Below are 21,492 nucleotides of genomic sequence, written 5' to 3' on the forward strand. Positions count from 1 at the left end.
CACGGCGAGCGAGCCAACAACGCCCCCAGTGCGCGCAGCCCGTTTTGTCAGGGTTTCCTAGAACCATTTGAGCGGACCGAGCACCAGTTGCGGGAAGATCGTGAACAGCACCAGCAGGACGAGGTACATCATCAGGAAAGGCGTGGTGCCCTTGATGACGGTTTCCATGCGCATGCGGCCAACACCGGCGACCACGTTCTGCACCGTGCCCACCGGCGGCGTGATGAGGCCAACGGAGCCAACGAAGATGAACATGAAGCCGAAGTACACCGGATCGATACCCGCCTTGATGGCCAGCGGCGCGCACACCGGACCGAAGATCAGGATGGTCGGCGTGAGGTCCATGGCCGTGCCGACGAAGAGCAGGAACAGCATCATCAGCGCCATAAAGATCGTCGGGTTGCCCATCACCGGCGCGAACACTGCGGCGAGCTGGTTGGGCAAGTCGGCCAGCGTGATCATGTAGGCGGTGACGGTCGCAGCGCCGCACAGGAACATGACGACGGCGGTGGTCTTCGAGGCGGCAACGAGCACGTGGTAGACGTCGCGTGCGCTCAGCTCGCGATAGATGAACATCGACACGACGAGCGCATACACGGCGGCGACCACGGCGGCTTCGGTCGGCGTAAAGATGCCGCCCTTGAGACCACCGAGAATGATCACCGGCATCATCATCGCCCACAGGCTGCGACCCAGCGCACGCAGGCGCTCGCCCCAGCTGAAGCGTTCCATCGGCGAGAGCTGGTGGCGGCGTGCGATCCACCACCAGGTGATGAGCAGGAACAGGCCCATCATCAGGCCGGGGAAAACGCCGGACAGGAACAGCTTGCTGATCGATACATTGGTGGTGACGCCGTAGATCACGAAGGGCATCGACGGCGGGATGATGGGCGCGATGATGCCGCCCGAAGCGATCAGGCCTGCGGCGTAGCTGTCGGGGTATTTCTGGGCACGCATCATCGGGATCAGCAGCGTTGCCAGCGCGGCCGTATCGGCAATCGCCGAGCCGCTCATCGAGGCCAGGAGCACTGCTGCGGCAATCGCCACGTAACCGAGCCCACCGGGAATGTGACCAACGAAAGCACGCGCCAGATCGATGATGCGGCGTGACAGCCCGCCGGTATTCATGAGCTCACCAGCGAGGATGAAGAAGGGCACGGCGAGCAGCGGGAAGCTGTCGAAACCTGCCTGCAGGTTCTGCGCGAGCAGTTGCGAATCGAAGAAGTCCAGGTGCCACATCAGCACCACGCCGGTGAGGATCAGCGCGTTGGCGATGGACATGCCGATCATCATGCCGATGATCAGGACGGAGAGAAAAATGACTGTGACAAGCATCGCTCACTCCACCCCTACGTCGGTTTCGTGATGCACGACCTGCATGCGGCCACTCATCTGCAGGGCCAGCACGACGAGCATGCCGATCGCCATCACCAGCGTGCCTGCGGCGGCCAGCGCCAGCGGATAGCCGATCACCGTGCTGAACGAATGCAGGCCCGCCTTGACCTGTTCCCACGAGCCTTTGACAACCAGCAGCAGGCAATACACGGAGAGCAGCTGGGCGATGAAAGTGAAAGTCTTCAACGTCTTGCCGGACATGCGCGCGACCAGCATGTCGAAGCCGAGATGCTTGCCCTCGGCCGAGGCCAGCACCGCGCCGATACACACCAGCCACACGAACAGCAAGCGCGAGAGTTCTTCATAAAATGCGATGCCCGTGTCGAAGCCGTAGCGCAACACGACGTTGACGAACACGGCCAGCACCATCAGCCCGAGGCTGAAGGCCATGCTGGCTTCGATCAAGGTGCGCCCCCAGTGTTTGGGTGCGTCATGGGTGTGGGTCATTGCTTGTCTCCGTTCTCTGTTCTGGTCGTGTTCAGTTACTGGCCGGGCGCGTCATCCAGGCCTCGGCCTGTTGCGCCAGCGTGGCGATTGCTTGCGTGGCATCCAGCGTCACCACACCCGCCTCGCCCGTGGGCGACTCCAGCGTGGCGAACTGGCTCGCCACCAGGCTGGCCGGGAAAAGATGGTCGGTCCGCGCGGCCACGCGCGCTTCGGCCACGGCCTGCTCGATGTGCATGAAGGCGAAGCTGAGGCCCGGCACGGCAGCCCGCAGGCGTTCGCGATACACCTTGCGCAAGGCCGAGCAGGTCAGCACGACGCCCGTCGCGGCCTCGTTCTGCAGCAGCGCACCCAGCCGGTCGAGCCAACCTTCACGATCGGCATCGGTCAGCGGCGTGCCGCTGCGCATCTTCTGCACGGCCTCGGCCGAATGAAAATCGTCGCCCTCGATGAGGTGCCAGCCCAGACGCGCGGCTACCGCCTCGCCCAAGCTCGACTTGCCGCAACCGGCCACGCCCATGACCACCAAGGCCTTGGGGGGCACTTGCGAAGATCTGGTGTTTTGAGTGATAGCGCTATCCATTGAATTGAGGTGCTGTTGAACCTGCAGGGTGATCCTGAATTACGTTTCCTCAACCGCTCGAGGGCGATCATGAGGTAGTAATCAGGGCTTTCCTGCGTTGTTGTGATGATCGGATAGCGCTATCCTAGTCAGGTATGTGGATAATTGCGCTTGGGGATAACACGTAGCGATGCACGCAGCCGTGGCACCATCCCTCTGAAAACAGAATCCAGCCCTGCCTCACAACATGGTCAGAAAAAGTCGCTCCACCGGTCGTATCACCCTCGATGACGTCGCCCAGGCCGCTGGCGTGAGCCGCATCACCGCTTCGCGCGCTCTGCACGGCGGCCGCGTGGTCGGTGCCGAGCTGGTTGCCCGCGTGCAGGAAGCGGCGACGCAACTCGGCTACGTGCCCGACCCGGCGGCGCGTGCGCTGGCTTCGTCGCGCAGCACGCAGGTACCGATCCTCGTGCCGATGCTGTCCAACGCGCTGTTCGTCGATCTGCTCGAAGCCGTGCACCGCGTGCTCTACCCGGCCGGCTTCCAGCCCATGATCGGCGTCACCCACTACGACCCCGCCGAGGAAGAACTGCTGCTGCGCAACTACCTCGCGCATCGCCCGGCCGGCCTGCTGGTCACCGGTTTCGATCGCACCGAAGCGGCGCGCCAGCTCATCGCCGGCAGCGGCGTGCCCTGCGTGTACTTGATGGAAACGACCGACGCACCCGGCGTGCACTGCGTCGGCTTCTCGCAGAGCGCCTCCGGTTCGGCCATGACGCAGCACCTGCTGGATCGCGGTTACCGTCGCATCGCCTTCGCCGCCGCCCAGCTCGACCCGCGCACCCTGCAGCGCGCCGAGGGCTATCGCTCGGCGCTGAAGGCCGCCGGTTGTTATGACGCGCGCCTCGAACTGCTCAGCCCGGAGCGCTCTTCCATGGCGCTCGGCGGCCGACTGCTTGAAGAATTGGTGCGCACCCATCCGGAAGTCGACGCCGTGTTCTTCAACAACGACGACCTCGCGCATGGCGGCCTGCTCGCCGCGCATCGGCTCGGCCTGGGAGTGCCCGGCCGCGTCGCCATCGCCGGCTTCAACGACCTCGCCGGCAGTGACCAGATGGTGCCGGCGCTGAGCACGGTGCACACGCCGCGCCTCGAGATCGGCGAGCAAGGCGCACGCATGCTGCTGCAACTCATGAACGGCCAGGTGCCAGCGCAATCGAGCATCGAGCTCGAATGCCGGCTGGTGGAGCGGCAAAGTACATGAGGGAAGCTGCACGCGATGCGAATGGTCGCCGGGCCTGACAAGAGCCGCCACAGCGAACATGCCTTCGTCATTCCCGCGAAAGCAGGAGTCCAGCGACGTTGCTCTGGACGACATGTGGTGTCGAAGCAGGCTTGCAGGTACGCCAGCTCGTCTGCGCTATCCTGAGCAGCACCAAGGATCTCTCCCACCCAGACGGATGAAAGCACACTCCATCCTTGCTACCCTGGTCATGACGGCGGCCTGCGCCAGCGCACTCGCGCAGAGTCAGATCGCCGCTTTCTCCACCGATGGCTGCAGCCTGTTCCCCGACCGAGCACTGGTCGGTCAGGGCGACTGGTGTCGCTGTTGTCTCGCACACGACCTCGCCTACTGGCGCGGCGGTACCGCAGAAGAGCGCCTGCAGGCCGACAAGGACCTGCGTAGCTGCGTACTCGAATCAACGCAGAACAAGGCTCTGGCCGAGTTCATGTACGCCGGCGTGCGCTCGGGCGGCGGACCACAGTTCTCCACCACCTACCGCTGGGCTTACGGCTGGCCCCAGGGGCGTGGCTACCAGCCACTGTCGGAGGCCGAACGCGCCCAGGTTTTCAAGCTCGAGACCGAATACCGCGCGAGCAATCCGGGTCTGGTCTGCAAGAAACCAGTCGCGTCGCAGTAAGCATATCGGGCGCAGTATTTCGCACCGTCACGGGGACAGATATCCCCGGATCTCAAACGCGGCCCGTACCGTGCGCTTCAGCTAGCGAAGCTGTAGCGCGCGTGCAGTGCGCGCAATGTCCAGACGCCAGCCCAGCTTGGCGTCGAACGTATAGCCGTTCAGCTCGAGGAGGGCACGCGCCCGATCCGTAAGTTCGAGACTTCCGGTAAGCGCGTTCTGGCTCAACAGGCCATTGGCCAGCAGCTTGTGCAGCAACGCGTGGTCAGCCGCATGCCCCGTCGCCCCCGCAGCGAGCGTCGCAATATCCAGCCGGGTGAGTGGAATGGAAGCAACGGCGGCAATCTGACCCGGCGCCGCGCCCGCTTTGGCTCTGGAGAGTTGAGGCATGATCGTGGGCCTCCACATGACTCAGGAATACCTGACTGGTTTTATCAAGCATTGGCTATGCCAGAACAGAACAAGTGCTGACAGGCCCGTCTTTACTGGGTTTGGCGATTCTGATGGCGCGCTGATGCACACCCGCAGATGAAATTTATACCGCAGTGCACCATAAATTGTGCAATCCGCGACTTGTGGGGCTCTCGTGAGCAGCTACATCAAGCGCAGCTTCACGCAAAGTAAGATCACGCATCTCCAGCGGAACGCCGTGATGCCCTCAGCCACCATCCTCATCGTCGAAGACGAACCTGCCATCGCCGACACCCTCAGCTACTCCCTGCGCAGCGAGGGCTATGCGCCGCAGTGGGTGGCGACGGGTGAAGCGGCACTCGCTGCTATTGGGCCCGATACCGCACTGGTGATCCTCGATGTCGGCCTGCCGGACCTGTCCGGTTTCGAAGTGTGCCGCCGCCTGCGAGCACGACCGGCTTCGCCGCCCGTGATGTTCCTCACCGCGCACAGCGAAGAGATCGACCGCGTGCTGGGCTTCGAGATCGGTGCGGACGATTACGTACTCAAGCCCTTCAGCCCGCGTGAGGTGGTGGCGCGCGTGCGCGTGATCCTGCGGCGCAACGGCGGCAACGGTAACGGCCACACGAGTACGACCGCTGTACCGGAGAAGCTCGTGCTCGACGAACCCGGCGCACGCGTCTGCTGGTGCGGCACACCCTTGCCACTTACCCGCTTCGAATACCTGCTGCTGCGCCATCTGATGCGCCAGCCCGGCCGCGTCTTCTCGCGCGAGCAACTGCTCGACGCCGTGTGGGGCAACGAACGTGACAGCACCGACCGCACGGTGGACACCCACATCAAGACCCTGCGCGCCAAGCTGCGTGCGGCGGCGCCGGAGGCGGACCCGATCCTTACGCATCGGGGTATGGGGTACTCGTTCGACAAGAGCCCGGCCTGAGATGGATCGGGTACATGTGCGCGCCGGTATCGGGCAGGACGCTGAAACCATCAGCGCGCTTGTGATGCAGTCACGGTATTCCTTCTTTGCGCATCCCGATGGTCGCGGCACCAAGGCGTTCATGCTCGCCGCCTCACCGGACGCGATACGCCAATACTTGCTTGGCGAACGTCATGCGTATCTTGTCGCTGAGTTGGATGACACCGTGATCGGCGCATTCGGCGTGCGCGACAGACGCCACATCTTTCATCTCTTCATTGCAGAAGAAGTTCGAGGACAAGGCATCGCACGCTTGCTGTGGCAAAACGGGCGCGACCGTTTGCTGGATGCAGGTGATGTCACCGTCAACGCGAGTCTGTCCGCCGTAGCAATGTACGAACGCTTCGGCTTCTTCGTGGCAGGCGAGCAGGTCGAGCGCAATGGCGTCGTCTTCGTGCCGATGAGGCTTGTCGGCGAAACTTCGGCGCGTGAGGGAGCAATGCCCACATGAACCTACCCCTCCGCGTCCTGCTCGGCTACTTCATGGTGCTCGGCCTTGCCGCGTTCTTCGTGCTGCGTATCTTCGTCAATGAAGTGCGGCCCAGCGTGCGCGAGACGATCGAGGAGGTGATGGTCGATTCCGCCAACATGCTGGCCGTGCTGGCGGCCGAGGACCTGAAGAACGGCCACATCGCTGACGGTGCCTTCGCGAAGAATCTCGAGGCGTATCGGCATCGCACGGTGGACGCGCCGATCTGGCATTTCCGCAAACAGTCCCTCGACTTCCGCGTGCTGGTGACGGACGACAAGGGCATCGTGCGGCTGGATTCGGATCACGTTGCCGAGGGGCTTGATCACTCGAAGTGGAACGACGTCTACAAGACGCTGATGGGCGAGTACGGCGCGCGCTCGACGCGGACCGACCCAGCCGACGACAAGTCCAATGTGTTCAATGTGGCGGCGCCGATTCTCGACAATGGAAAAATCATCGGTGTCCTGACGATTGCCAAACCGGTGTCGACGGTCGAACCCATCATCGCGCGCGCCGAGCGCGCCATCCTGCATGACGGCGCCTGGCTGCTGGCCGGTTCGGCCATCATCGGTCTCGCCGTGACGCTGTGGCTCACCGGCTCCATCGGCCGCCTGCGTACCTACGCGCGCGACGTGGCCGCGGGCAAACGCGTGACGCCGCCCACCGGCGGTGGCAAGCAACTCAGCGAACTGGCGCTGGCCATGGACGCGATGCGCGCCGAGCTGGACGGCAAGCAATATGTTGAGCGCTATGTGCAAGCACTGACCCACGAACTGAAAAGCCCGCTGGCGGCTCTGCGCGGCGCAGGTGAAATCCTCGCCGAACCCGACCTACCGGAAACCGACCGCACGCGCTTTGCCAGCCACGTGCTGGAACAGGGCGCGCGCATGCAGGCCTGCATCGAACGCATGCTGGCGCTGTCGCAACTCGAGGCGCGGCGCTCGCTCGATCATGCCGAGACGCTGGACTTTGCGGAGCTGGTCAGCGAGGTCCTGGCGACACGTCAGGGGCGCGCCGAAGCAACAGGTGTCACCCTTTCAGGCAACCTGCCCGCCTGCGGAAATTTGCGCGGCGAACGCGACCGGCTGGCGCTGGCCATCGGCAATCTGATCGACAACGCGCTGGACCAGGAGCCTGCTGGCAGCACGATCAGCGTAAGTCTTGAGCGCGCTGGTGAACGCATCGCCCTGTCGGTACGCGACGCCGGGCCAGGCATTCCGGACTACGCCCTACCGCGCCTGTTCGAGCGCTTCTACGGCCTGCCACGGCCAGATGGCAGCAAGGGTTCCGGCCTCGGGCTGGCCATCGTGCAGGAGGTGGCAGTGCTGCATGGGGGAAGTGTGGCGCTGGCCAATCACGGTGACGGGGGTGCAGTCGCCACGCTGACGCTCCCCGCGTCAGTCTGAGATACCAGTCCCGAAGAAATGTCCGTCATCCCGGCGAAGGCCGGGATCCAGATCGAGCGTTGATAACGCCTCGCCGGCTTCGGGCGAGTTTGGCAAAGAACGGCGACAACCCGCCATTGGTATGCCAACTGGCTTGCGGTGGGTTGCCCACCCCGCGTACTACTCGATCTCGATACCAGCAACCCGAAACCGGTCCACCTCTGCTTCTGACACCATGGCGTTGTGATAGACCGTTTTGAGATTCGGGAGCTTTTCGAAACCGTCAACGGACTGCACGTCGAAGTCGTCATCGGCCCCGCTCCAGAATGGTCGTATCAGGTGGTAGATGTCGTCCCCGCCATCAAACCAGAGCTCGGTTACCTGCGCGAGATCTTCATCCGTCAATTCGACTTTGCGGAAAAACGCGTCCATCTCCGGGATCGTTTCTCCATAGTTTGATTCGCCATCGAGGCGGGCGCGGATCGCGGGAATGCTCTTGAGTTGCTCGAGTTCGGCGACGAACGACCCGGTCTCGAGTAGCTGGTTCACGACAACCAGCGTGAGGTTGTGGTCGGGGAATCGGTACATGACGACGATCCTTGTTGTGGCGCCAGACGTACTGGCGAATCCTGTTATAGAAATCTGAAGACCGTTCAGACCCGTGGCTTCAACGAGATGCGATGCGCTCACTTGCTGCGGTCGATGAGCCTTCCGCGCTCTCGCGCATGCGCTCAAGCAAGCCACCCAGTTGCTGCCGCTCATCCTTGCTCAAATCACGCAGCATGTCCGCTGCCAGCTTCTTGCGCTGGGTGTGCATGGCTTCCTGCAGGGCCAGGCCCTTCTTCGTCAGCTGCAGGTTGAAGCGGCGGCCATCGTTCGGATCGGGCTCGCGCGCGAGCAGCTCGCGCTCCATGAGCTGCTGCACGATGCGCGTGATCTGCGCCTTGTCGCGGCCGCTGTGTGCCACCAGATCCTGCTGCGTGCTGCCGGGGTGATGCGAGAAGAAGCGCAGGGCACGCGCTTCCGTCGGGCCTAGCCCGCCACCATCGACGTTGAGCGCCTGGCGCATGCGATCCTTGAACAGGTGCATGAGGGCGTGGAGCTGGTCGATGACGTCTTCGGTCCGGTCGGGCATGATATTGGTTGACAGTATCAACTTGTTGTTTCAATATTGGTTGATTGTATCAACCATTTCATGTGCTGCGTGAGCAGCGAGGAGAAACAGCAATGACCAGCGCAACACGCCCTGATTCAACACGCCGCCCGGAGCGTATCCGCCACACGCCGAAGTTCCGCCAGCTCGAAGTGCTACGCGTCGAGCGCATCACGCCACACATCGTCAGCGTCGATTTCCGCGGCGAAGACCTGCACGACTTCGTCAGCGCCTCGTTCGACGATCACGTCAAATTCATGCTGCCCGCCACGCCGGATGGCGAATTGACGCTGCCAGTACTCGGCCCGGAGGGCCCGAAGTTTCCCGAGGGCGCACGGCCGGTGATGCGCGACTACACGCCGCGCCGCTTCGACACGCAAGGCCGTGAGATCACGATTGAATTCGCATTGCATGGCGACGGCCCGATCGCGCAATGGGCAACCCAAGCAAAGCCCGGTCAGAAAGTCGGCATCGGCGGGCCGCGCGGCTCGACGGTGATCCCCGTCGACTACGACTGGCACCTGCTGATTGGCGACGAGACGGCCTTGCCCGCCATCTCTCGCCGGCTTGAAGAACTGCCGACAAGTGTGCAGGCCATTGTCATTGTTGAAACTGGCGATGCCGCAGATCAGCGTGCCCTGGCGAGTGCGGCAAACGTGAAGGTGCAATGGCTGGTGCAGCAAGAAGCAAGTGGACTGGTGGCAGCCGTGCGTGCGCTGCAGCTACCCGCTGGCGAGGGCTTCGCGTGGGCCGCGGGCGAGTCCGCCACGATCACGGCGGTGCGTGAGGTGCTGATCGAAGAGCAGGGCCTCGACAAGCATCAGGTCAAGGCATCTGCGTACTGGAAACAAGGCGAGAAGGGCCATCACGGCAAGATCGAGTAAGGCAGAGCGCCAAAGACGCCCGCCCCTGGCCGGGAGTTTCCGCACACGCAGGGGACGCATCGGCAAAGCCTGGTCCCGTGGCGTCCTCGTCCGGAATTTCGTTGATCACCCGGGGCGACGTGCTGATGGAAGCACGCCACACGCCGGGTCAGTTGATCAGGCCTTGCGGCGACGACTTACGAGCAGGCCCGTCAGGCCCAGCCCGACCAGCGCCAACGACGCAGGCTCGGGGACAGCGTTGCCGTCCAGCACGATTTCCGAAATGGAGTAGTGCGTTGCCCACGATCCCGTCGTCTTGAAGTTCGACAAGGTGATCGTGTCGCTCACCAGACCTGCAAGCAAGGAGTTGCCAAGCGCTACCCGTTCGTTCTCGCTGAAGCTACCGAAGGCTGTCGACAGGAAAGACTGGGTGATCGAGTTGATGGTCACATCAAAGCCGGTGATGTTGCCGGGAATGCCGTTGCCACCGCCGCCAAAGCTGAAAAGGGTCAGGGTGTCGATGGCCGATGCCGCGCTCAGATGCAGGGTGATCACGGCAGCATCTGACGTGTAGAACAGCTCGGTATTGTTTACCGAGGTCCCCTGAATGCCGTCATTGAGCGTGCCGCTGCCTCCCTTGTAGCTGGCCGTGGCGCCGGTAGGCGTGATGGCGCCATTGTAGTAATGCGCCCAGCCGCCAAAACCACTGGTTCTGGCATTGCTGATGTCGTATGAGGAAATGCTGACGACGGTAGCAAAGGACTGCGCTGCAAACGCGCTGAATATTCCACCGACCAGTAATTTCAGAAGTGTTTTTTTCATGAAATGGCTTTCTTGTTATTGAGTTGGGTTTGAGGAGGCCGCTTGTGATGGGAATCGATGCCTGACCCCCGCCAGGCTGGTTCGGGTGATGTTATATGCACCTGTCAGAAAGTTGGCGAGGCCCTGAGTGGCAGCGTGATGCACTGCACGATCCGGCTGGTGCGACTTCACGTTTCCTTCACACGGCGCTCACGCCATCCTCATCAGCAACCCACAGGCACCGCGCAATCTCTCCCTCGTCGTTCACAACCAGGGAGAAAGTCATGAAGAGCTTTGCGTCGAAAATGCTGACGGTATGCGCCGTCGGCTTGCTGTTGCTGGTCGCCGGGATGTTGTTGCGCTCGGTCGTCAATGACCGTCTGCAGAACCTCGCACAGGCCCGCGCATCCATCACCAACAGCCTCGCGGCCGAGCAGACGATTGCCGGCGTCACGCTGGTGATTCCGTATGTCGAGCGCTATCAGGAAACCATCACCGACGAGCGCACCAAGCTCACGCGCGTTGAATCACGGCGCGTCGAGCACCAGTTCGAAGTACTGCCTGCGCATGCCGATCTGACAGGCATGCTGACCACCGATCCGCATCGGCGTGGCTTGTTCCGCGTGAATGGCTACATCCTGAACGGCAGGCTCAGCGGCGATTTCGCGATGCCGGCAGCCGAACTCCTGCCACGCAACAAGGCCGATTCGGCACTGGAGTTGCGACCGGCGCGCATGGTGCTGGGCATCAGTGACCCACGTGGCATACGCAGGCTGGAGATGAAGCTCAATGATGTCGTGCGTAATGTCGAGCCGGGTACCGGCGCCGGCAGTGCGACACCTGGCGCGCATGCGGTGGTTGGCGGTGTGCTGGCCAGCCTGGGCAGCACGGCGCGATTCGATGTTGATCTGGAACTGGTCGGTACCGACTCTCTCAATATCGTGCCCCTCGGTCGCGAGAGCACCGCGGCGCTCAACTCCACCTGGAAACATCCATCGTTTGGTGGCCGCTTCCTGCCTACTGAAAGTCATGTCGGCAATGGCGGGTTTGATGCCAAGTGGCGCGTGTCGTCGCTCGCCACCAATGCGCGCACCAGCTGGAAAGCGGCGCCTGATGGCCGGCCGCAGAGCGCGGAGAGCTTCTCCGTTTCCTTGATCGAGCCCGTCGATATCTACGTCATGTCCGATCGCGCCGGCAAGTACGCCAGCCTTTTCGTCGGCATCACGCTCGGCGGCTTCCTGCTGTTCGAGCTGCTGCGCAGCCTGCGCCTGCATCCCCTGCACTACCTGCTGATCGGCGCGGCGCTGCTGATCTTCTTCCTGCTGCTGCTGGCCTTGTCCGAGCAACTTGGCTTCGGCCGGGCCTACGCCATTGCTTCGAGCGCCTGCGTCCTGCTCATCGGGATCTACTCGATCAATCTCTTGCGCAGCAAGTGGCTGGCACTGGGCTTCACGATAGGGCTCGGGGCGCTGTATGGCGCGCTCTACGTGATCCTGCTGTCGGAGCAGAACGCGCTGCTGATGGGCTCGCTGCTGATCTTCGCCCTGCTGGCGGCGGTGATGCTCGGCACGCGCAAGGTGGATTGGCATGCACTCCTCGCCGAGCGGCCGGTCACCCCCAGGGTGATCGAGGAGCACCAGTACGAATGAGGTAGGTCTCACGCCCTCTTCACGGAGGGCGTTGTTGATACGCCTATGTCATCGATCACATTCGCAGAAGGACTTTACGATGCCCTTTACCGTTTCCCACGCCGCCGCCGTGCTGCCGTTGCGTCGTTACCTGCCCACCCTGCCACTCACCGCCATGGTCATCGGCAGCATGGTTCCGGACTTCGCTTTCCTGATTCCGCATCTGGATCGCCATCTCAGCCACAGCTTCGCCGGCCTGTTCCTGTTCTGCCTGCCGATGGGCTGGCTGGCGCAATGGCTGTTCTGGCGCGGCTTGCAAGGTCCGCTGCTGGATCTCGTACCGCGTCCTTTGCAGCGGCGTCTGCAAACCGTGCTGGGCAGGGAGTCACGCAGCCTGTTGCACGTTTCTGCGGCCCTGCTGGTGGGTTCGTTGAGCCATATCGCGTGGGACGGCTTCACCCACGTCGACGGTTTCGTCGCCCATGCCTGGCCCTGGCTGCGTTACCGGCTTTTCATGCTCGGCGAAGCGCCGCTACTGGTCTGCGATGTGTTGCAACACGCCAGCAGTGCGCTGGGCCTGGTGGCACTGGCGATGTATGCCTGCCGCTGGTTCAGCCGCAGTTCGCCGGGCGAAGCGCGTGCCATGCAGTACCGCGTGTTCTGGGCGCTGGCGTTTCTCATGGTGCCGATGAGTGCCGGGCTGCTCAGCGTGCTGGCGAGGTTGCCGCTCGACGAGATCGAGCGCGTCGCTGCCATGGCCGCTGCGCGCAGCCTGCAGGCGGCGGGTGTGTGCCTGCTGGCCTACGCCCTGTGGTGGCACCGGCGTCACGGATTGCAGCACCCGAAGCGCCCCGGCGCGCTTGTCAGGGAACGCTGACGCGGAGGATCTGCCCGGCCGCTTCATCGGTCAGCAGGTAGAGCCAGCCATCCGGCCCGACACGTACGTCACGCACGCGCTTGCCGACCTCGATGCGTTGCTGGCCAGTGATGCGGTTGCCATCGACGCTGAGGCGCATCAAGGCGGTGTCCTTGAGTGCCGTCACGAACAGGTTGCCGGACCACGCCGGCAGCTTGCCGCCCGTGTAGAAGACGAGATTGCCGGGAGCAATCGAAGGGTCCCAGTAGCAACGCGGTTGCTCCATGCCGGCCTTGACCGCGCCCTCGCCGATTTTCGTGCCGCTGTAGTTCACGCCATAGCTGATGACGGGCCAGCCGTAGTTCTTGCCGGCTTCCGGCGTGTTGATCTCGTCACCACCCCGGGCGCCATGCTCGGCCGTCCATAGCTGGCCGGTGACGGGATGGCGGGTCATGCCCTGCGGGTTGCGATGGCCGTAGCTCCAGATCTCCGGCAGATAGGCCTTGTTGCCGGCGAAAGGGTTGTCGGCCGGCACGCTGCCATCGGTATTCAGCCGCAGGATCTTGCCGAGGCTCTGCTGCGTGTCCTGCGCCGGGTCGAACTTCTGGCGCTCGCCGAGGGAGACATAGAGCTTGCCGTCCGTACCGAATGCGAGGCGAGCCCCGTAATGGCCGTTTCCAGAGACTTTTGGGGTCTGCCGGTAGATCGGGGTCACCGCGCTCAGGGAAAGCGCCTGAGGGTCCAATACGGCCCTTGCAACGGCTGTTCCGGAACCGCCCGGACCGGCCTCCGAGTAGGCGAAGTAGATGCGGCCATTGCTGGCGAAGGCCGGGTCGAGCACCACGTCCAGCAAGCCGCCCTGCCCGGCCGCGTGCACCGCCGGCACGCCACTGACGGGCGTGGAGATTGTTCCAGCAGTCGTTCCGTTGATAGAAACGATGCGCATGCGGCCCTCGCGCTCCGTGACCAGCATGCGCCCGTCCGGCAGGAAGGCGAGCCCCCAGGGATTGACGAGGCCGCTGGCGACCGGGGTGATGCTGGTGGCGGGGCCACTGATGGCGTTGGCGTCACAACGGGCGGCGGGACCGTCGGCGGCGGTGGCACAGGCACTGAGCGCCATCAGTACGAGGATTTGACCTGGAACAAGGAAGTCAAGGGGGTGCTGCGCGTGCGAGGAACTTCTCATGTCCGGACCCTTTCTGTAATGAATGCCACGCAAGCTGTTTCCGGCAGCAGCGAGGTTCAATGTCGGACCACATCTTTCGATAGTAATTTTCTATCGATTGTATGTTCAACATCAATTAGAACTATTTGTTGAACAGGGCTACGATGAAACCTCGAATCGTTTTTCGACCTCAACCCGCCTAACAGGAGAGCAGATATGTCCCTCATCAATACCCAGGTTCAACCGTTCAAGACCCAGGCCTTCCACAACGGCAAGTTCGTTGATGTCACCGAAGAATCCCTGAAGGGCAAATGGTCCGTGCTGATCTTCATGCCGGCCGCTTTCACGTTCAACTGCCCGACCGAAGTCGAAGACGCTGCTGACAACTACGCCGAATTCCAGAAGCTGGGCGCCGAGGTGTACATCGTTACCACCGACACGCATTTCTCGCACAAGGTGTGGCACGAAACCTCGCCAGCCGTGGGCAAGGCCAAGTTCCCGCTGGTGGGTGACCCTACCCACACGCTGACCAATGCCTTCGGTGTGCACATTCCGGAAGCCGGCCTGGCGCTGCGCGGTACCTTCGTGATCAATCCTGACGGCGTGATCAAGACCCTGGAAATCCACGACAACGCGATCGCTCGTGACGTCAAGGAAACCCTGCGCAAGCTCAAGGCAGCCCAGTACGTGGCAGCGCATCCGGGTGAAGTGTGCCCGGCCAAGTGGAACGAAGGCGCGAAGACGATCGCTCCGTCTTTGGACCTCGTAGGCAAGATCTGATCGGATCGTCATTCCCGCGAAGGCGGGAATCCAGCGACTTCGAAATCGCCGGATTCCCCCTTCCGGGTCTCGCTGAAAGCGCCCGCTACAGGACGCTTTCAACGTGACCCCCTCACGTAACGCAGAAACAGAAAGGAACACCCCCATGCTTGACGCTGCCATCAAGGAACAACTCGCCGCTTACATGCAGCGCGTGACCCTGCCTTTCGAAATCGTTGCCACACTGGACGACAGCGATGCTGCGCGCGAGATGCATGAGCTGCTGCAGGAGATCGCCGGCATGAGCGACAAGATCAGCCTGCGCACGGACGGCGATGATGCACGTCGCCCCTCCTTCAGCCTCAAGCGCACGGGCACCGATCAAAGCCTGAGCTTTGCGGCGATCCCGCTCGGCCACGAGTTCACTTCGCTGGTGCTGGCCCTGCTGTGGACCGGCGGCCATCCGCCCAAGGTCGAGCCGGAAGTCATCGAGCAGATCAAGTCGCTGGACGGGGAGTACAACTTCGAGGTGTACATGTCCCTCTCCTGCCACAACTGTCCGGACGTGGTGCAGGCGCTGAGCCTGATGGCGGTGTTCAACCCCGGCGTGAAGACGGTGGTGATCGATGGTGGCCTGTTCCAGAAAGAAGTAGAGAGCCGCGAGATCATGGCCGTGCCCAGCGTCTATCTGGACGGCAAGCACTTCAACTCCGGCCGCATCACAGTCGAGGAATTGCTTGCCAAGCTGGATACGAATTCAGGTGCGCGTGAAGCGGCCAAGCTCAGCGCACGTGAGGCCTACGACGTGCTCATCGTCGGCGGCGGTCCTGCTGGCGCTGCGGCGGCTGTCTATGCGGCGCGCAAGGGCATCCGCACGGGCGTAGCAGCCGAGCGTTTCGGCGGCCAGGTGAATGACACCCTGGCGATCGAGAACTTCGTCTCCGTCATGGAAACAGAAGGACCGAAGTTCGCGGCCGCGCTGGAGTCGCACGTGCGTGCCTACGATGTGGACATCATGAACCTGCAGCGTGCTGCGAAGCTCGTGCCGGCGAGCGAGCCCGGTGGTCTGGTGACTGTCGAGTTGGCCAATGGCGGCACGCTGCGTAGCCGTACCGTGATTCTCTCTACTGGCGCGCGCTGGCGCACGGTGAACGTGCCGGGCGAGCAGGAGTACCGCAACAAGGGCGTTGCCTACTGCCCGCACTGTGATGGTCCGCTGTTTAAGGGTAAACGAGTAGCCGTGATCGGCGGTGGTAACTCGGGTGTCGAGGCCGCTATCGATCTGGCCGGAATCGTCGAGCATGTGAGCTTGCTGGAGTACGGCGAGCAGCTGCGCGCCGATGCAGTGCTGGTGGCCAAGCTGAAGAGCCTGCCGAATGTGCGCATACACACCAACGCACAGACGACCGAGCTCACCGGCGACGGCAACAAGCTCAACGGCATTACCTACACCGATCGGGTATCAGGTGAGTCGCGTCATGTCGCACTGGAAGGTGTCTTTGTCCAGATTGGCCTGGTGCCGAACACGGAATGGCTCAAGGGTACGGTCGAGCTGTCGAAGCACGGCGAGATCATCGTCGATGCCAAGGGCCAGACCAATCTGCCTGGCGTTCTCGCTGCGGGTGATGTGACCACGGTGCCGTACAAGCAGATCATCATCGCGACCGGTGATGGGGCGAAGGCTGCGCTCTCGGCATTTGACTACCTGATCCGCACGCCGGCGCCCGAAGCAGCAAACCTGCAAGCAGCCTGAGCGAAATGAAAAAGGAGGTGTTTCACGTGAAACACCTCCTTCTTTTTTAGCGCAGCAAGTCCCAGCTGAGTTTCACTACCAGCACCGAAACAATCGCCAGCAACATCCAGCGAACAAAGCCGCTGCCGTGTTTGAGTGTCATGTGCGAGCCCAGATACGCACCACAGACATTCGCCCCCGCCATCACCAGCCCAACCTTCCACATCACACCTTGATGCAGCAGGAAGAACGCCAACGCTGAAACATTCGTCGCCAGATTGACAAGCTTCGCGCTCGCCGATGCATGGACCATGTCCAGACCGAACAGTCGAACAAAGGCGAATACCAGGAAGCTGCCTGTACCAGGGCCAAAGAACCCATCGTAGAAACCAAGTCCAAAACCCGTCAATGCGGACGCCGTCTTCACCGAGCCCAGTACCAGGCCATGACCCTGGAAGCGACCAAAGTCAGGACGAAGCCAGGTGTAGGTACCAACGATGATCAGCAAGCCAAGCACCAGCGGCCGCACCGTACCCGGCGGGAGAAATGACACGGTCGCCGCGCCAAGCGCCGCGCCCGGCAAGGCTGCCAGTGCTGCGGGCACTGCAATGGATTTCGGAATCCTGATGCGTCGCCCATAGTGCAGGGTCGCAGTGAGCGTCCCGGCAACACTCGACAGCTTGTTCGTCCCAAACAGGACCGCGATCGGCGCCGCTGGAAAAACGGCAAGCAGCAAGGGCACCTGAATCAGACCACCCCCGCCAACCACCGCATCTACGAAGCCGGCAACAAAGGCTCCGCAGCCCAGCAGCAGTAGTTCAATTTCCATGTTTCACGTGAAACCAGATCAAGCCGAACCCTTCGCCGCCCAGAGTGCTTTGGCCAGGGCCTTCCAGGAATCTCGTCCATGGGCTTGTTGTCCGTCGGTGGCACTCTCTGCCAGCGTCGTGTTCATCAGGCCAATCAGGCCACACAGTTCCATGAATACGAGCTTCCTGTCACCGCCCTTATCCACTCCTTCGACCGTCGTCGAAGCGTCGTACTGCAACACTTCGCCAGCTACCTGCCTGAGTGCTGATTCATCTTGCCAATCGACACCCAAGGCGACGAGCTTGCGTTCGATCTCAAGAGAAATGCCCGCACTCGCCCCAACGTGATCCTCAAAGTCAGCCATGGATAACCTCTCTACTTTCCAATACAGAAGCGCGAAAAGATAACGCCCAGCAAATCATCAGCACCGAACTCACCCGTTATGGCATTCACCGCTTCCTGGGCAAGACGCAATTCTTCCGCCATCAGATCAAGTTGCTCACTGCATTGACGTGCTGTACGCACATGATTGGCTGCAGTACGCAATGCGGACAAATGCCTTTCGCGCGCAAGAATCACATCTTCCGCCCGTCCTTCCCAACCCGCAATGCGCAGCAGGGCCGCTCGCAATAGATCTATACCTACGCCCGTCTTCGCCGACAGATAGATGGCCGATTCGCGAGCAGGCTCCTCATGCGCGGGCGTCGCTGAAAGATCGCTCTTGTTGAATACCCAGATCACCGGCACACCGACAGGCAGACGACCATCGATCTCGTGATCTTCGGCTGTAATGCCAACCCGGGCATCCACCAGACGCAGGACCACATCCGCACGTTCGATCTCCTTCCAGGTCCGTGCAATACCGATGCGCTCCACGGCATCCTCCGTATCGCGCAAACCAGCCGTATCGATAATGTGCAGCGGAATGCCTTCAACCTGAATGCTCTCGCGCAGCACATCGCGTGTCGTACCGGCCACGTCGGTCACGATAGCGCGATCATCACCAGCAAGCTGATTGAGCAGGCTGCTCTTGCCAACATTGGGCTGACCGGCCAACACGACCTGCAAACCATTGCGTAGCAGGCTGCCTTGCTGAGCACGCCCGAGCATTGCGGACACCTCGGCATGCAACGCATCAAGGCGTACAAAGGCATTTGCTGCCTGCAGAAAATCCACTTCCTCCTCCGGGAAATCCAGCGTCGCTTCGACCAGCATGCGCAGGTCGACGAGCTTGTCACGCCACACATGCACTTGCTCGGAAAATACCCCTGACAAGGATCGCAACGCCGAACGTGCCGCGGCCTGCGTACTCGCATCGATGAGATCGATAACGCCTTCAGCCTGCGCCAAATCCAGTTTTTGATTCAGAAAAGCACGCCGCGTGAACTCACCAGGCTCGGCCAGGCGTGCCCCAAGTTCGAGACAACGGGCGAGCAGCATCTGCATGACGACCGGTCCGCCATGCCCTTGCAACTCGACCACGTCCTCACCCGTATAGGAATTCGGCGCAGCAAAGTAGAGCAGCAAGCCCTCGTCGAGGGCCGAGTCATCAGCCGCCAGAAAACGGCATAGATGGGCTTTGCGTACTTGTGGAAAAGAATTGTTGCTCGAAAAACGCCCGGTCAGACGCCGGGCGAAGTCGGCCAGATCAGGGCCTGAGACGCGCACCACACCCACGCCACCGCGACCGGGTGGCGTGGCTATGGCAGCAATGACTACCTTACTTTGACTTGCCACCCTCGATCATCCGCGTGATTTGCCACTGCTGGGCGATCGACAAAGTGTTATTTACAACCCAGTACAGCACCAGACCGGAAGGCATCCACAGGAACATCACACCGAAAATCAGCGGCATGGCCATCATTACCTTGGCTTGAACCGGATCAGGCGGCGTCGGGTTGAGCTTGCTCTGGATGAACATCGTCACAGCCATGATCACCGGCAGGACGTAGAACGGGTCCATCGCCGACAAGTCATGGATCCAGCCAATCCACGGTGCCTGACGCATTTCAACCGCGCCAAGCAGGGTCCAGTACAGCGCCATGAAAACGGGAATCTGAACCAGGATGGGCAGACAGCCGCCCATTGGATTGACCTTCTCCGTCTTGTAGAGCTGCATCATCTCCTGGTTCATCTTCATCTTGTCGCTGGCGTAACGCTCCTGGATAGCCTTCATTTTCGGCATCAGGGTCTTCATTTTCGCCATCGAGCGATAGCTCGCCGCCGACAGCGGGAAGAACACCGCCTTGATCAGGATGGTCAGCAGGATGATGGCCCAGCCCCAGTTACCCACCACACCGTGGATGAATGACAGCAACCAGAACAGCGGCACGGCAATCATCGTCACCCAGCCATAGTCGACCACCAGGTCGAGTCCAGGCGCCAGTGCTTTCAGCTTCTTCTGTTCTTGCGGGCCGACATACAGCGGCATATCAACCGTAGTTTTCTGACCCGCTGCTACGGCAACCGAAATCTTCACGCCCGTACCGTAGAAATTGTCAGCAATCTTGCGCGTGAAGAACACGCGCTCGACGTCACCCTTCGGCAGGAAAGCGCTCACGAAGTAATGCTGGACCATGGCAATCCAACCATCCTTCGTCGTTACGTCTTTCGAATCGTCCTTGCCCTTGTCGATATCCGAGAATGCGATCTTCTCGAAATGCTTGGCTTCGGTATAACGTGCCGGGCCCGTAAAGGTCGAAACGCCACCAATCATGCCGCCTGTGTGCTCCGCCGCTGCACCGTCCCGTGCCAACTCGAAATAGGCCTGCGCCTGAAGAGCAGCAGGGCCGGTATTGGCCAGTTCGTAGCTCACATCCACCACATAGCTACCACGGTGGAAACGCAACACCTTGGTCACGCTGACGCCATTGGCCGCCGCAGGCGCTTGCAGGCGCAGCTCAATGCTGTCCTGACCATCCTTCAACTCCAGCTGGTTCGTCGATAGCGTGAACACCGTACGATGATCCGGCAAACCCTGGCCCAACAAGCCACTGCGCGCGATATAGGTGTGCACTTTGCCTTCGTCGAGGATCACGAAGTTGTTCGCCAGATCACCGGTTGCTTTGTGCTTGAGCAATTCCAGGTGAACGATGTCGCCGCCCAATGCAGACACTTCCGCGCGGATCATGTCTGTTTTCACAACCGCACGTGGCTGCGACTTGTAATCGGCTACCGTGCCCGTCGCCGGTACCGCCGCCACCGCACCTGGCGCAGCTACTGCTGCCGACTGACCCAGACCCGGTGTCGCGCTGGGGACACCCTGGCTGGCCGCCGAACCAGCCTGGCTTGCAGCTGTTACGGGCTGGGGAGGATTGCTGTAGCGGTTCCAGTTCTCCCACAGGATGAACACGGACACGGCAAAAATCACTGAAAGAACAAGACGTTTTGGATCCATCGGCATGGTCTGCGTACCGCGAGGGCTATAGAGGGTTTATTGGATTGGGAAACTTGGGAGGAAAATCAGGGAATTCAAGGCACTGGATCAAATCCACCGACTGACCAGGGATTGCAGCGTGCAACCCGTTTTGCGGCCAGCCAACTGCCACGCATCGTGCCATGCTTTTCAAGCGCTTCAATTGCGTAAGCCGAACAGGAGGGATGAAAACGGCACTGCCGTCCCAGCCAGGGACTGATGAAATAACGATAGAACCGGATCAACGCCTGCAAGGCATTCTTCACGATTGCGCTTTCATCGGACTGCTCAACGCGGCAGCCTCGCAAACAGTGATGCAATATCTTCACGCAACTGGGCACGCGTCGCCCCGTCAGTCTTTTGCGCCAGCCGAAGCGCCATATCATGCGCCGGCAAACTTGCGCGAATGTGACGGAAATGCTCGCGCGCCAGACGCTTGAGGAGATTACGCGTTACCGCGTGGCGCGCCAGTTTCTTCGCCATCACAAGGCCCAGACGTGCGAGATCCTTGCCCGGCCGATAATGCAGGACAAAATAACGCCCGCGGATGCTGCGCCGGAAAGCAAAAACGGATGAATACTCATCCGTTTTTCGCACGCGACACTCAGGTGGAAAGTTTTCTGGAAGTACTACCGAAGTCCCGGACATTCCTGTCGCAGACTCCGCTTCCAGATCCCGATTCAAACCACTCGAGCTTTCACTTGTAGTGCCGCTCATCTATTGCTCGCCTGTCCATCCCGGAT

The 21,492-nt window shown here is 61.6% G+C and carries 24 protein-coding genes; 10 read left to right on the plus strand and 14 right to left on the minus strand.

Features of this window, described 5'->3' with window-relative positions; genetic code table 11:
• Positions 1-57: 57 nt before the first annotated feature.
• From VVD49_RS04810 to VVD49_RS04820, 3 genes are read right to left on the minus strand one after another with little or no spacing between them, the layout of a single operon-like run.
• Positions 58-1,335: a TRAP transporter large permease gene (locus VVD49_RS04810; protein ID WP_327597995.1), complete on the minus strand. Its 1,278-nt coding sequence runs from the start codon at positions 1,333-1,335 to the stop codon at positions 58-60.
• 3 nt (positions 1,336-1,338) lie between these two features.
• Entirely contained in the window at positions 1,339-1,842 is a 504-nt protein-coding gene (locus VVD49_RS04815; protein ID WP_327597996.1) for a TRAP transporter small permease, read from the minus strand.
• Between the two features lie 31 nt (positions 1,843-1,873).
• A complete protein-coding gene (locus VVD49_RS04820; protein WP_327597997.1) occupies positions 1,874-2,422 on the minus strand; it encodes a gluconokinase in 549 nt (182 codons plus the stop codon).
• Between the two features lie 226 nt (positions 2,423-2,648).
• Between VVD49_RS04820 and gntR the strand changes: the two genes are divergently transcribed.
• Entirely contained in the window at positions 2,649-3,665 is a 1,017-nt protein-coding gene (gene gntR / locus VVD49_RS04825) for an HTH-type transcriptional regulator GntR (protein ID WP_327597998.1), read from the plus strand.
• 196 nt (positions 3,666-3,861) lie between these two features.
• Positions 3,862-4,323 (plus strand): hypothetical protein, encoded by a 462-nt coding sequence (locus VVD49_RS04830; protein WP_327597999.1) that lies wholly within the window; start codon positions 3,862-3,864, stop codon positions 4,321-4,323.
• 81 nt (positions 4,324-4,404) lie between these two features.
• On the opposite strand, the gene VVD49_RS04835 is transcribed toward VVD49_RS04830, so the two are convergent.
• Positions 4,405-4,710, minus strand: coding sequence for a hypothetical protein (locus tag VVD49_RS04835; protein WP_327598000.1), 306 nt, complete (start codon positions 4,708-4,710; stop codon positions 4,405-4,407).
• A gap of 262 nt (positions 4,711-4,972) precedes the next feature.
• Between VVD49_RS04835 and creB the strand changes: the two genes are divergently transcribed.
• Genes creB through creC form a run of 3 tightly spaced genes read left to right on the plus strand, consistent with a single transcriptional unit; the run spans position 4,973 to position 7,588 of the window.
• The gene (creB, locus tag VVD49_RS04840; protein WP_327598001.1) at positions 4,973-5,671 is read left to right on the plus strand and encodes a two-component system response regulator CreB; all 699 of its coding nucleotides are present in this window, start codon (positions 4,973-4,975) and stop codon (positions 5,669-5,671) included.
• 1 nt (position 5,672) lies between these two features.
• Positions 5,673-6,161 carry a GNAT family N-acetyltransferase gene (locus VVD49_RS04845; protein WP_327598002.1) on the plus strand — a complete coding sequence of 163 codons (489 nt, stop codon included), beginning with the start codon at positions 5,673-5,675 and terminating at the stop codon, positions 6,159-6,161.
• Complete coding sequence (gene creC / locus VVD49_RS04850) at positions 6,158-7,588, plus strand: two-component system sensor histidine kinase CreC (protein ID WP_327598003.1); 1,431 nt, start codon at positions 6,158-6,160, stop codon at positions 7,586-7,588. Before VVD49_RS04845 ends, creC begins: the two co-directional genes overlap by 4 nt.
• A 159-nt stretch (positions 7,589-7,747) precedes the next feature.
• Here the strand turns inward: creC and VVD49_RS04855 are convergent, their stop codons facing one another.
• Together VVD49_RS04855 and VVD49_RS04860 are read right to left on the minus strand one after the other, a co-directional pair.
• Positions 7,748-8,155, minus strand: a complete 408-nt coding sequence (locus tag VVD49_RS04855) for a DUF6892 domain-containing protein (protein WP_327598004.1) — start codon at positions 8,153-8,155, stop codon at positions 7,748-7,750.
• 79 nt (positions 8,156-8,234) lie between these two features.
• Entirely contained in the window at positions 8,235-8,702 is a 468-nt protein-coding gene (locus VVD49_RS04860) for a MarR family winged helix-turn-helix transcriptional regulator (protein WP_327598005.1), read from the minus strand.
• A 92-nt stretch (positions 8,703-8,794) separates the two neighbouring features.
• Here VVD49_RS04860 and VVD49_RS04865 point away from each other — a divergent pair, with 92 nt between their 5' ends.
• The gene (locus tag VVD49_RS04865) at positions 8,795-9,604 is read left to right on the plus strand and encodes a siderophore-interacting protein (protein ID WP_327598006.1); all 810 of its coding nucleotides are present in this window, start codon (positions 8,795-8,797) and stop codon (positions 9,602-9,604) included.
• A 156-nt stretch (positions 9,605-9,760) separates the two neighbouring features.
• Here the strand turns inward: VVD49_RS04865 and VVD49_RS04870 are convergent, their stop codons facing one another.
• Positions 9,761-10,405 carry a PEP-CTERM sorting domain-containing protein gene (locus VVD49_RS04870; protein ID WP_327598007.1) on the minus strand — a complete coding sequence of 215 codons (645 nt, stop codon included), beginning with the start codon at positions 10,403-10,405 and terminating at the stop codon, positions 9,761-9,763.
• A 263-nt stretch (positions 10,406-10,668) separates the two neighbouring features.
• Here VVD49_RS04870 and creD point away from each other — a divergent pair, with 263 nt between their 5' ends.
• On the plus strand, positions 10,669-12,033 hold the full coding sequence (gene creD / locus VVD49_RS04875; protein WP_327598008.1) for a cell envelope integrity protein CreD: 1,365 nt from the start codon (positions 10,669-10,671) through the stop codon (positions 12,031-12,033).
• A 79-nt stretch (positions 12,034-12,112) separates the two neighbouring features.
• Complete coding sequence (locus VVD49_RS04880) at positions 12,113-12,889, plus strand: DUF4184 family protein (protein ID WP_327598009.1); 777 nt, start codon at positions 12,113-12,115, stop codon at positions 12,887-12,889.
• On the opposite strand, the gene VVD49_RS04885 is transcribed toward VVD49_RS04880, so the two are convergent.
• Positions 12,876-14,054, minus strand: coding sequence for a PQQ-dependent sugar dehydrogenase (locus VVD49_RS04885; protein ID WP_327598010.1), 1,179 nt, complete (start codon positions 14,052-14,054; stop codon positions 12,876-12,878). The two genes, VVD49_RS04880 and VVD49_RS04885, sit on opposite strands and share 14 nt — an antisense overlap.
• 195 nt (positions 14,055-14,249) lie before the next feature.
• Between VVD49_RS04885 and ahpC the strand changes: the two genes are divergently transcribed.
• Together ahpC and ahpF are read left to right on the plus strand one after the other, a co-directional pair.
• Positions 14,250-14,813, plus strand: a complete 564-nt coding sequence (gene ahpC / locus VVD49_RS04890; protein ID WP_327598011.1) for an alkyl hydroperoxide reductase subunit C — start codon at positions 14,250-14,252, stop codon at positions 14,811-14,813.
• Between the two features lie 145 nt (positions 14,814-14,958).
• Positions 14,959-16,545 carry an alkyl hydroperoxide reductase subunit F gene (gene ahpF, locus VVD49_RS04895; RefSeq protein ID WP_327598012.1) on the plus strand — a complete coding sequence of 529 codons (1,587 nt, stop codon included), beginning with the start codon at positions 14,959-14,961 and terminating at the stop codon, positions 16,543-16,545.
• 46 nt (positions 16,546-16,591) lie between these two features.
• On the opposite strand, the gene VVD49_RS04900 is transcribed toward ahpF, so the two are convergent.
• The 6 genes from VVD49_RS04900 to rnpA all read right to left on the minus strand — a co-directional run bounded on the left by VVD49_RS04900 (position 16,592) and on the right by rnpA (position 21,466).
• Positions 16,592-17,353, minus strand: coding sequence for a TSUP family transporter (locus VVD49_RS04900; protein ID WP_327598013.1), 762 nt, complete (start codon positions 17,351-17,353; stop codon positions 16,592-16,594).
• A gap of 18 nt (positions 17,354-17,371) precedes the next feature.
• The gene (locus VVD49_RS04905) at positions 17,372-17,698 is read right to left on the minus strand and encodes a hypothetical protein (RefSeq protein ID WP_327598014.1); all 327 of its coding nucleotides are present in this window, start codon (positions 17,696-17,698) and stop codon (positions 17,372-17,374) included.
• 11 nt (positions 17,699-17,709) lie between these two features.
• The gene (mnmE, locus tag VVD49_RS04910; protein WP_327598015.1) at positions 17,710-19,071 is read right to left on the minus strand and encodes a tRNA uridine-5-carboxymethylaminomethyl(34) synthesis GTPase MnmE; all 1,362 of its coding nucleotides are present in this window, start codon (positions 19,069-19,071) and stop codon (positions 17,710-17,712) included.
• Positions 19,055-20,731 (minus strand): membrane protein insertase YidC, encoded by a 1,677-nt coding sequence (gene yidC, locus VVD49_RS04915; RefSeq protein WP_327598016.1) that lies wholly within the window; start codon positions 20,729-20,731, stop codon positions 19,055-19,057. Before yidC ends, mnmE begins: the two co-directional genes overlap by 17 nt.
• A 74-nt stretch (positions 20,732-20,805) precedes the next feature.
• Entirely contained in the window at positions 20,806-21,135 is a 330-nt protein-coding gene (gene yidD / locus VVD49_RS21855) for a membrane protein insertion efficiency factor YidD (protein WP_465188847.1), read from the minus strand.
• On the minus strand, positions 21,038-21,466 hold the full coding sequence (gene rnpA / locus VVD49_RS04925) for a ribonuclease P protein component (RefSeq protein ID WP_327598018.1): 429 nt from the start codon (positions 21,464-21,466) through the stop codon (positions 21,038-21,040). Before rnpA ends, yidD begins: the two co-directional genes overlap by 98 nt.
• Positions 21,467-21,492: the final 26 nt, after the last annotated feature.

This window comes from Uliginosibacterium silvisoli (genome assembly GCF_036017035.1).
Classification (GTDB): domain Bacteria; phylum Pseudomonadota; class Gammaproteobacteria; order Burkholderiales; family Rhodocyclaceae; genus Viridibacterium; species Viridibacterium silvisoli.

What these genes read in the sequence shown, in the direction of transcription:
- VVD49_RS04815 (WP_327597996.1), bottom strand. Translation starts at nt 1,842, where the DNA reads ATGACCCACACCCATGACGCACCCAAACACTGGGGGCGCACCTTGATC.
- creD (WP_327598008.1), top strand. Translation starts at nt 10,669, where the DNA reads ATGAAGAGCTTTGCGTCGAAAATGCTGACGGTATGCGCCGTCGGCTTG.
- VVD49_RS04845 (WP_327598002.1), top strand. Translation starts at nt 5,673, where the DNA reads ATGGATCGGGTACATGTGCGCGCCGGTATCGGGCAGGACGCTGAAACC.
- VVD49_RS04870 (WP_327598007.1), bottom strand. Translation starts at nt 10,405, where the DNA reads ATGAAAAAAACACTTCTGAAATTACTGGTCGGTGGAATATTCAGCGCG.
- VVD49_RS04830 (WP_327597999.1), top strand. Translation starts at nt 3,862, where the DNA reads ATGAAAGCACACTCCATCCTTGCTACCCTGGTCATGACGGCGGCCTGC.
- gntR (WP_327597998.1), top strand. Translation starts at nt 2,649, where the DNA reads ATGGTCAGAAAAAGTCGCTCCACCGGTCGTATCACCCTCGATGACGTC.
- VVD49_RS04810 (WP_327597995.1), bottom strand. Translation starts at nt 1,335, where the DNA reads ATGCTTGTCACAGTCATTTTTCTCTCCGTCCTGATCATCGGCATGATG.
- yidD (WP_465188847.1), bottom strand. Translation starts at nt 21,135, where the DNA reads ATGATATGGCGCTTCGGCTGGCGCAAAAGACTGACGGGGCGACGCGTG.
- creC (WP_327598003.1), top strand. Translation starts at nt 6,158, where the DNA reads ATGAACCTACCCCTCCGCGTCCTGCTCGGCTACTTCATGGTGCTCGGC.
- rnpA (WP_327598018.1), bottom strand. Translation starts at nt 21,466, where the DNA reads ATGAGCGGCACTACAAGTGAAAGCTCGAGTGGTTTGAATCGGGATCTG.
- VVD49_RS04905 (WP_327598014.1), bottom strand. Translation starts at nt 17,698, where the DNA reads ATGGCTGACTTTGAGGATCACGTTGGGGCGAGTGCGGGCATTTCTCTT.
- VVD49_RS04865 (WP_327598006.1), top strand. Translation starts at nt 8,795, where the DNA reads ATGACCAGCGCAACACGCCCTGATTCAACACGCCGCCCGGAGCGTATC.
- yidC (WP_327598016.1), bottom strand. Translation starts at nt 20,731, where the DNA reads ATGGATCCAAAACGTCTTGTTCTTTCAGTGATTTTTGCCGTGTCCGTG.
- VVD49_RS04835 (WP_327598000.1), bottom strand. Translation starts at nt 4,710, where the DNA reads ATGCCTCAACTCTCCAGAGCCAAAGCGGGCGCGGCGCCGGGTCAGATT.
- VVD49_RS04820 (WP_327597997.1), bottom strand. Translation starts at nt 2,422, where the DNA reads ATGGATAGCGCTATCACTCAAAACACCAGATCTTCGCAAGTGCCCCCC.
- creB (WP_327598001.1), top strand. Translation starts at nt 4,973, where the DNA reads ATGCCCTCAGCCACCATCCTCATCGTCGAAGACGAACCTGCCATCGCC.
- VVD49_RS04860 (WP_327598005.1), bottom strand. Translation starts at nt 8,702, where the DNA reads ATGCCCGACCGGACCGAAGACGTCATCGACCAGCTCCACGCCCTCATG.
- VVD49_RS04880 (WP_327598009.1), top strand. Translation starts at nt 12,113, where the DNA reads ATGCCCTTTACCGTTTCCCACGCCGCCGCCGTGCTGCCGTTGCGTCGT.
- VVD49_RS04885 (WP_327598010.1), bottom strand. Translation starts at nt 14,054, where the DNA reads ATGAGAAGTTCCTCGCACGCGCAGCACCCCCTTGACTTCCTTGTTCCA.
- VVD49_RS04855 (WP_327598004.1), bottom strand. Translation starts at nt 8,155, where the DNA reads ATGTACCGATTCCCCGACCACAACCTCACGCTGGTTGTCGTGAACCAG.
- ahpF (WP_327598012.1), top strand. Translation starts at nt 14,959, where the DNA reads ATGCTTGACGCTGCCATCAAGGAACAACTCGCCGCTTACATGCAGCGC.
- VVD49_RS04900 (WP_327598013.1), bottom strand. Translation starts at nt 17,353, where the DNA reads ATGGAAATTGAACTACTGCTGCTGGGCTGCGGAGCCTTTGTTGCCGGC.
- ahpC (WP_327598011.1), top strand. Translation starts at nt 14,250, where the DNA reads ATGTCCCTCATCAATACCCAGGTTCAACCGTTCAAGACCCAGGCCTTC.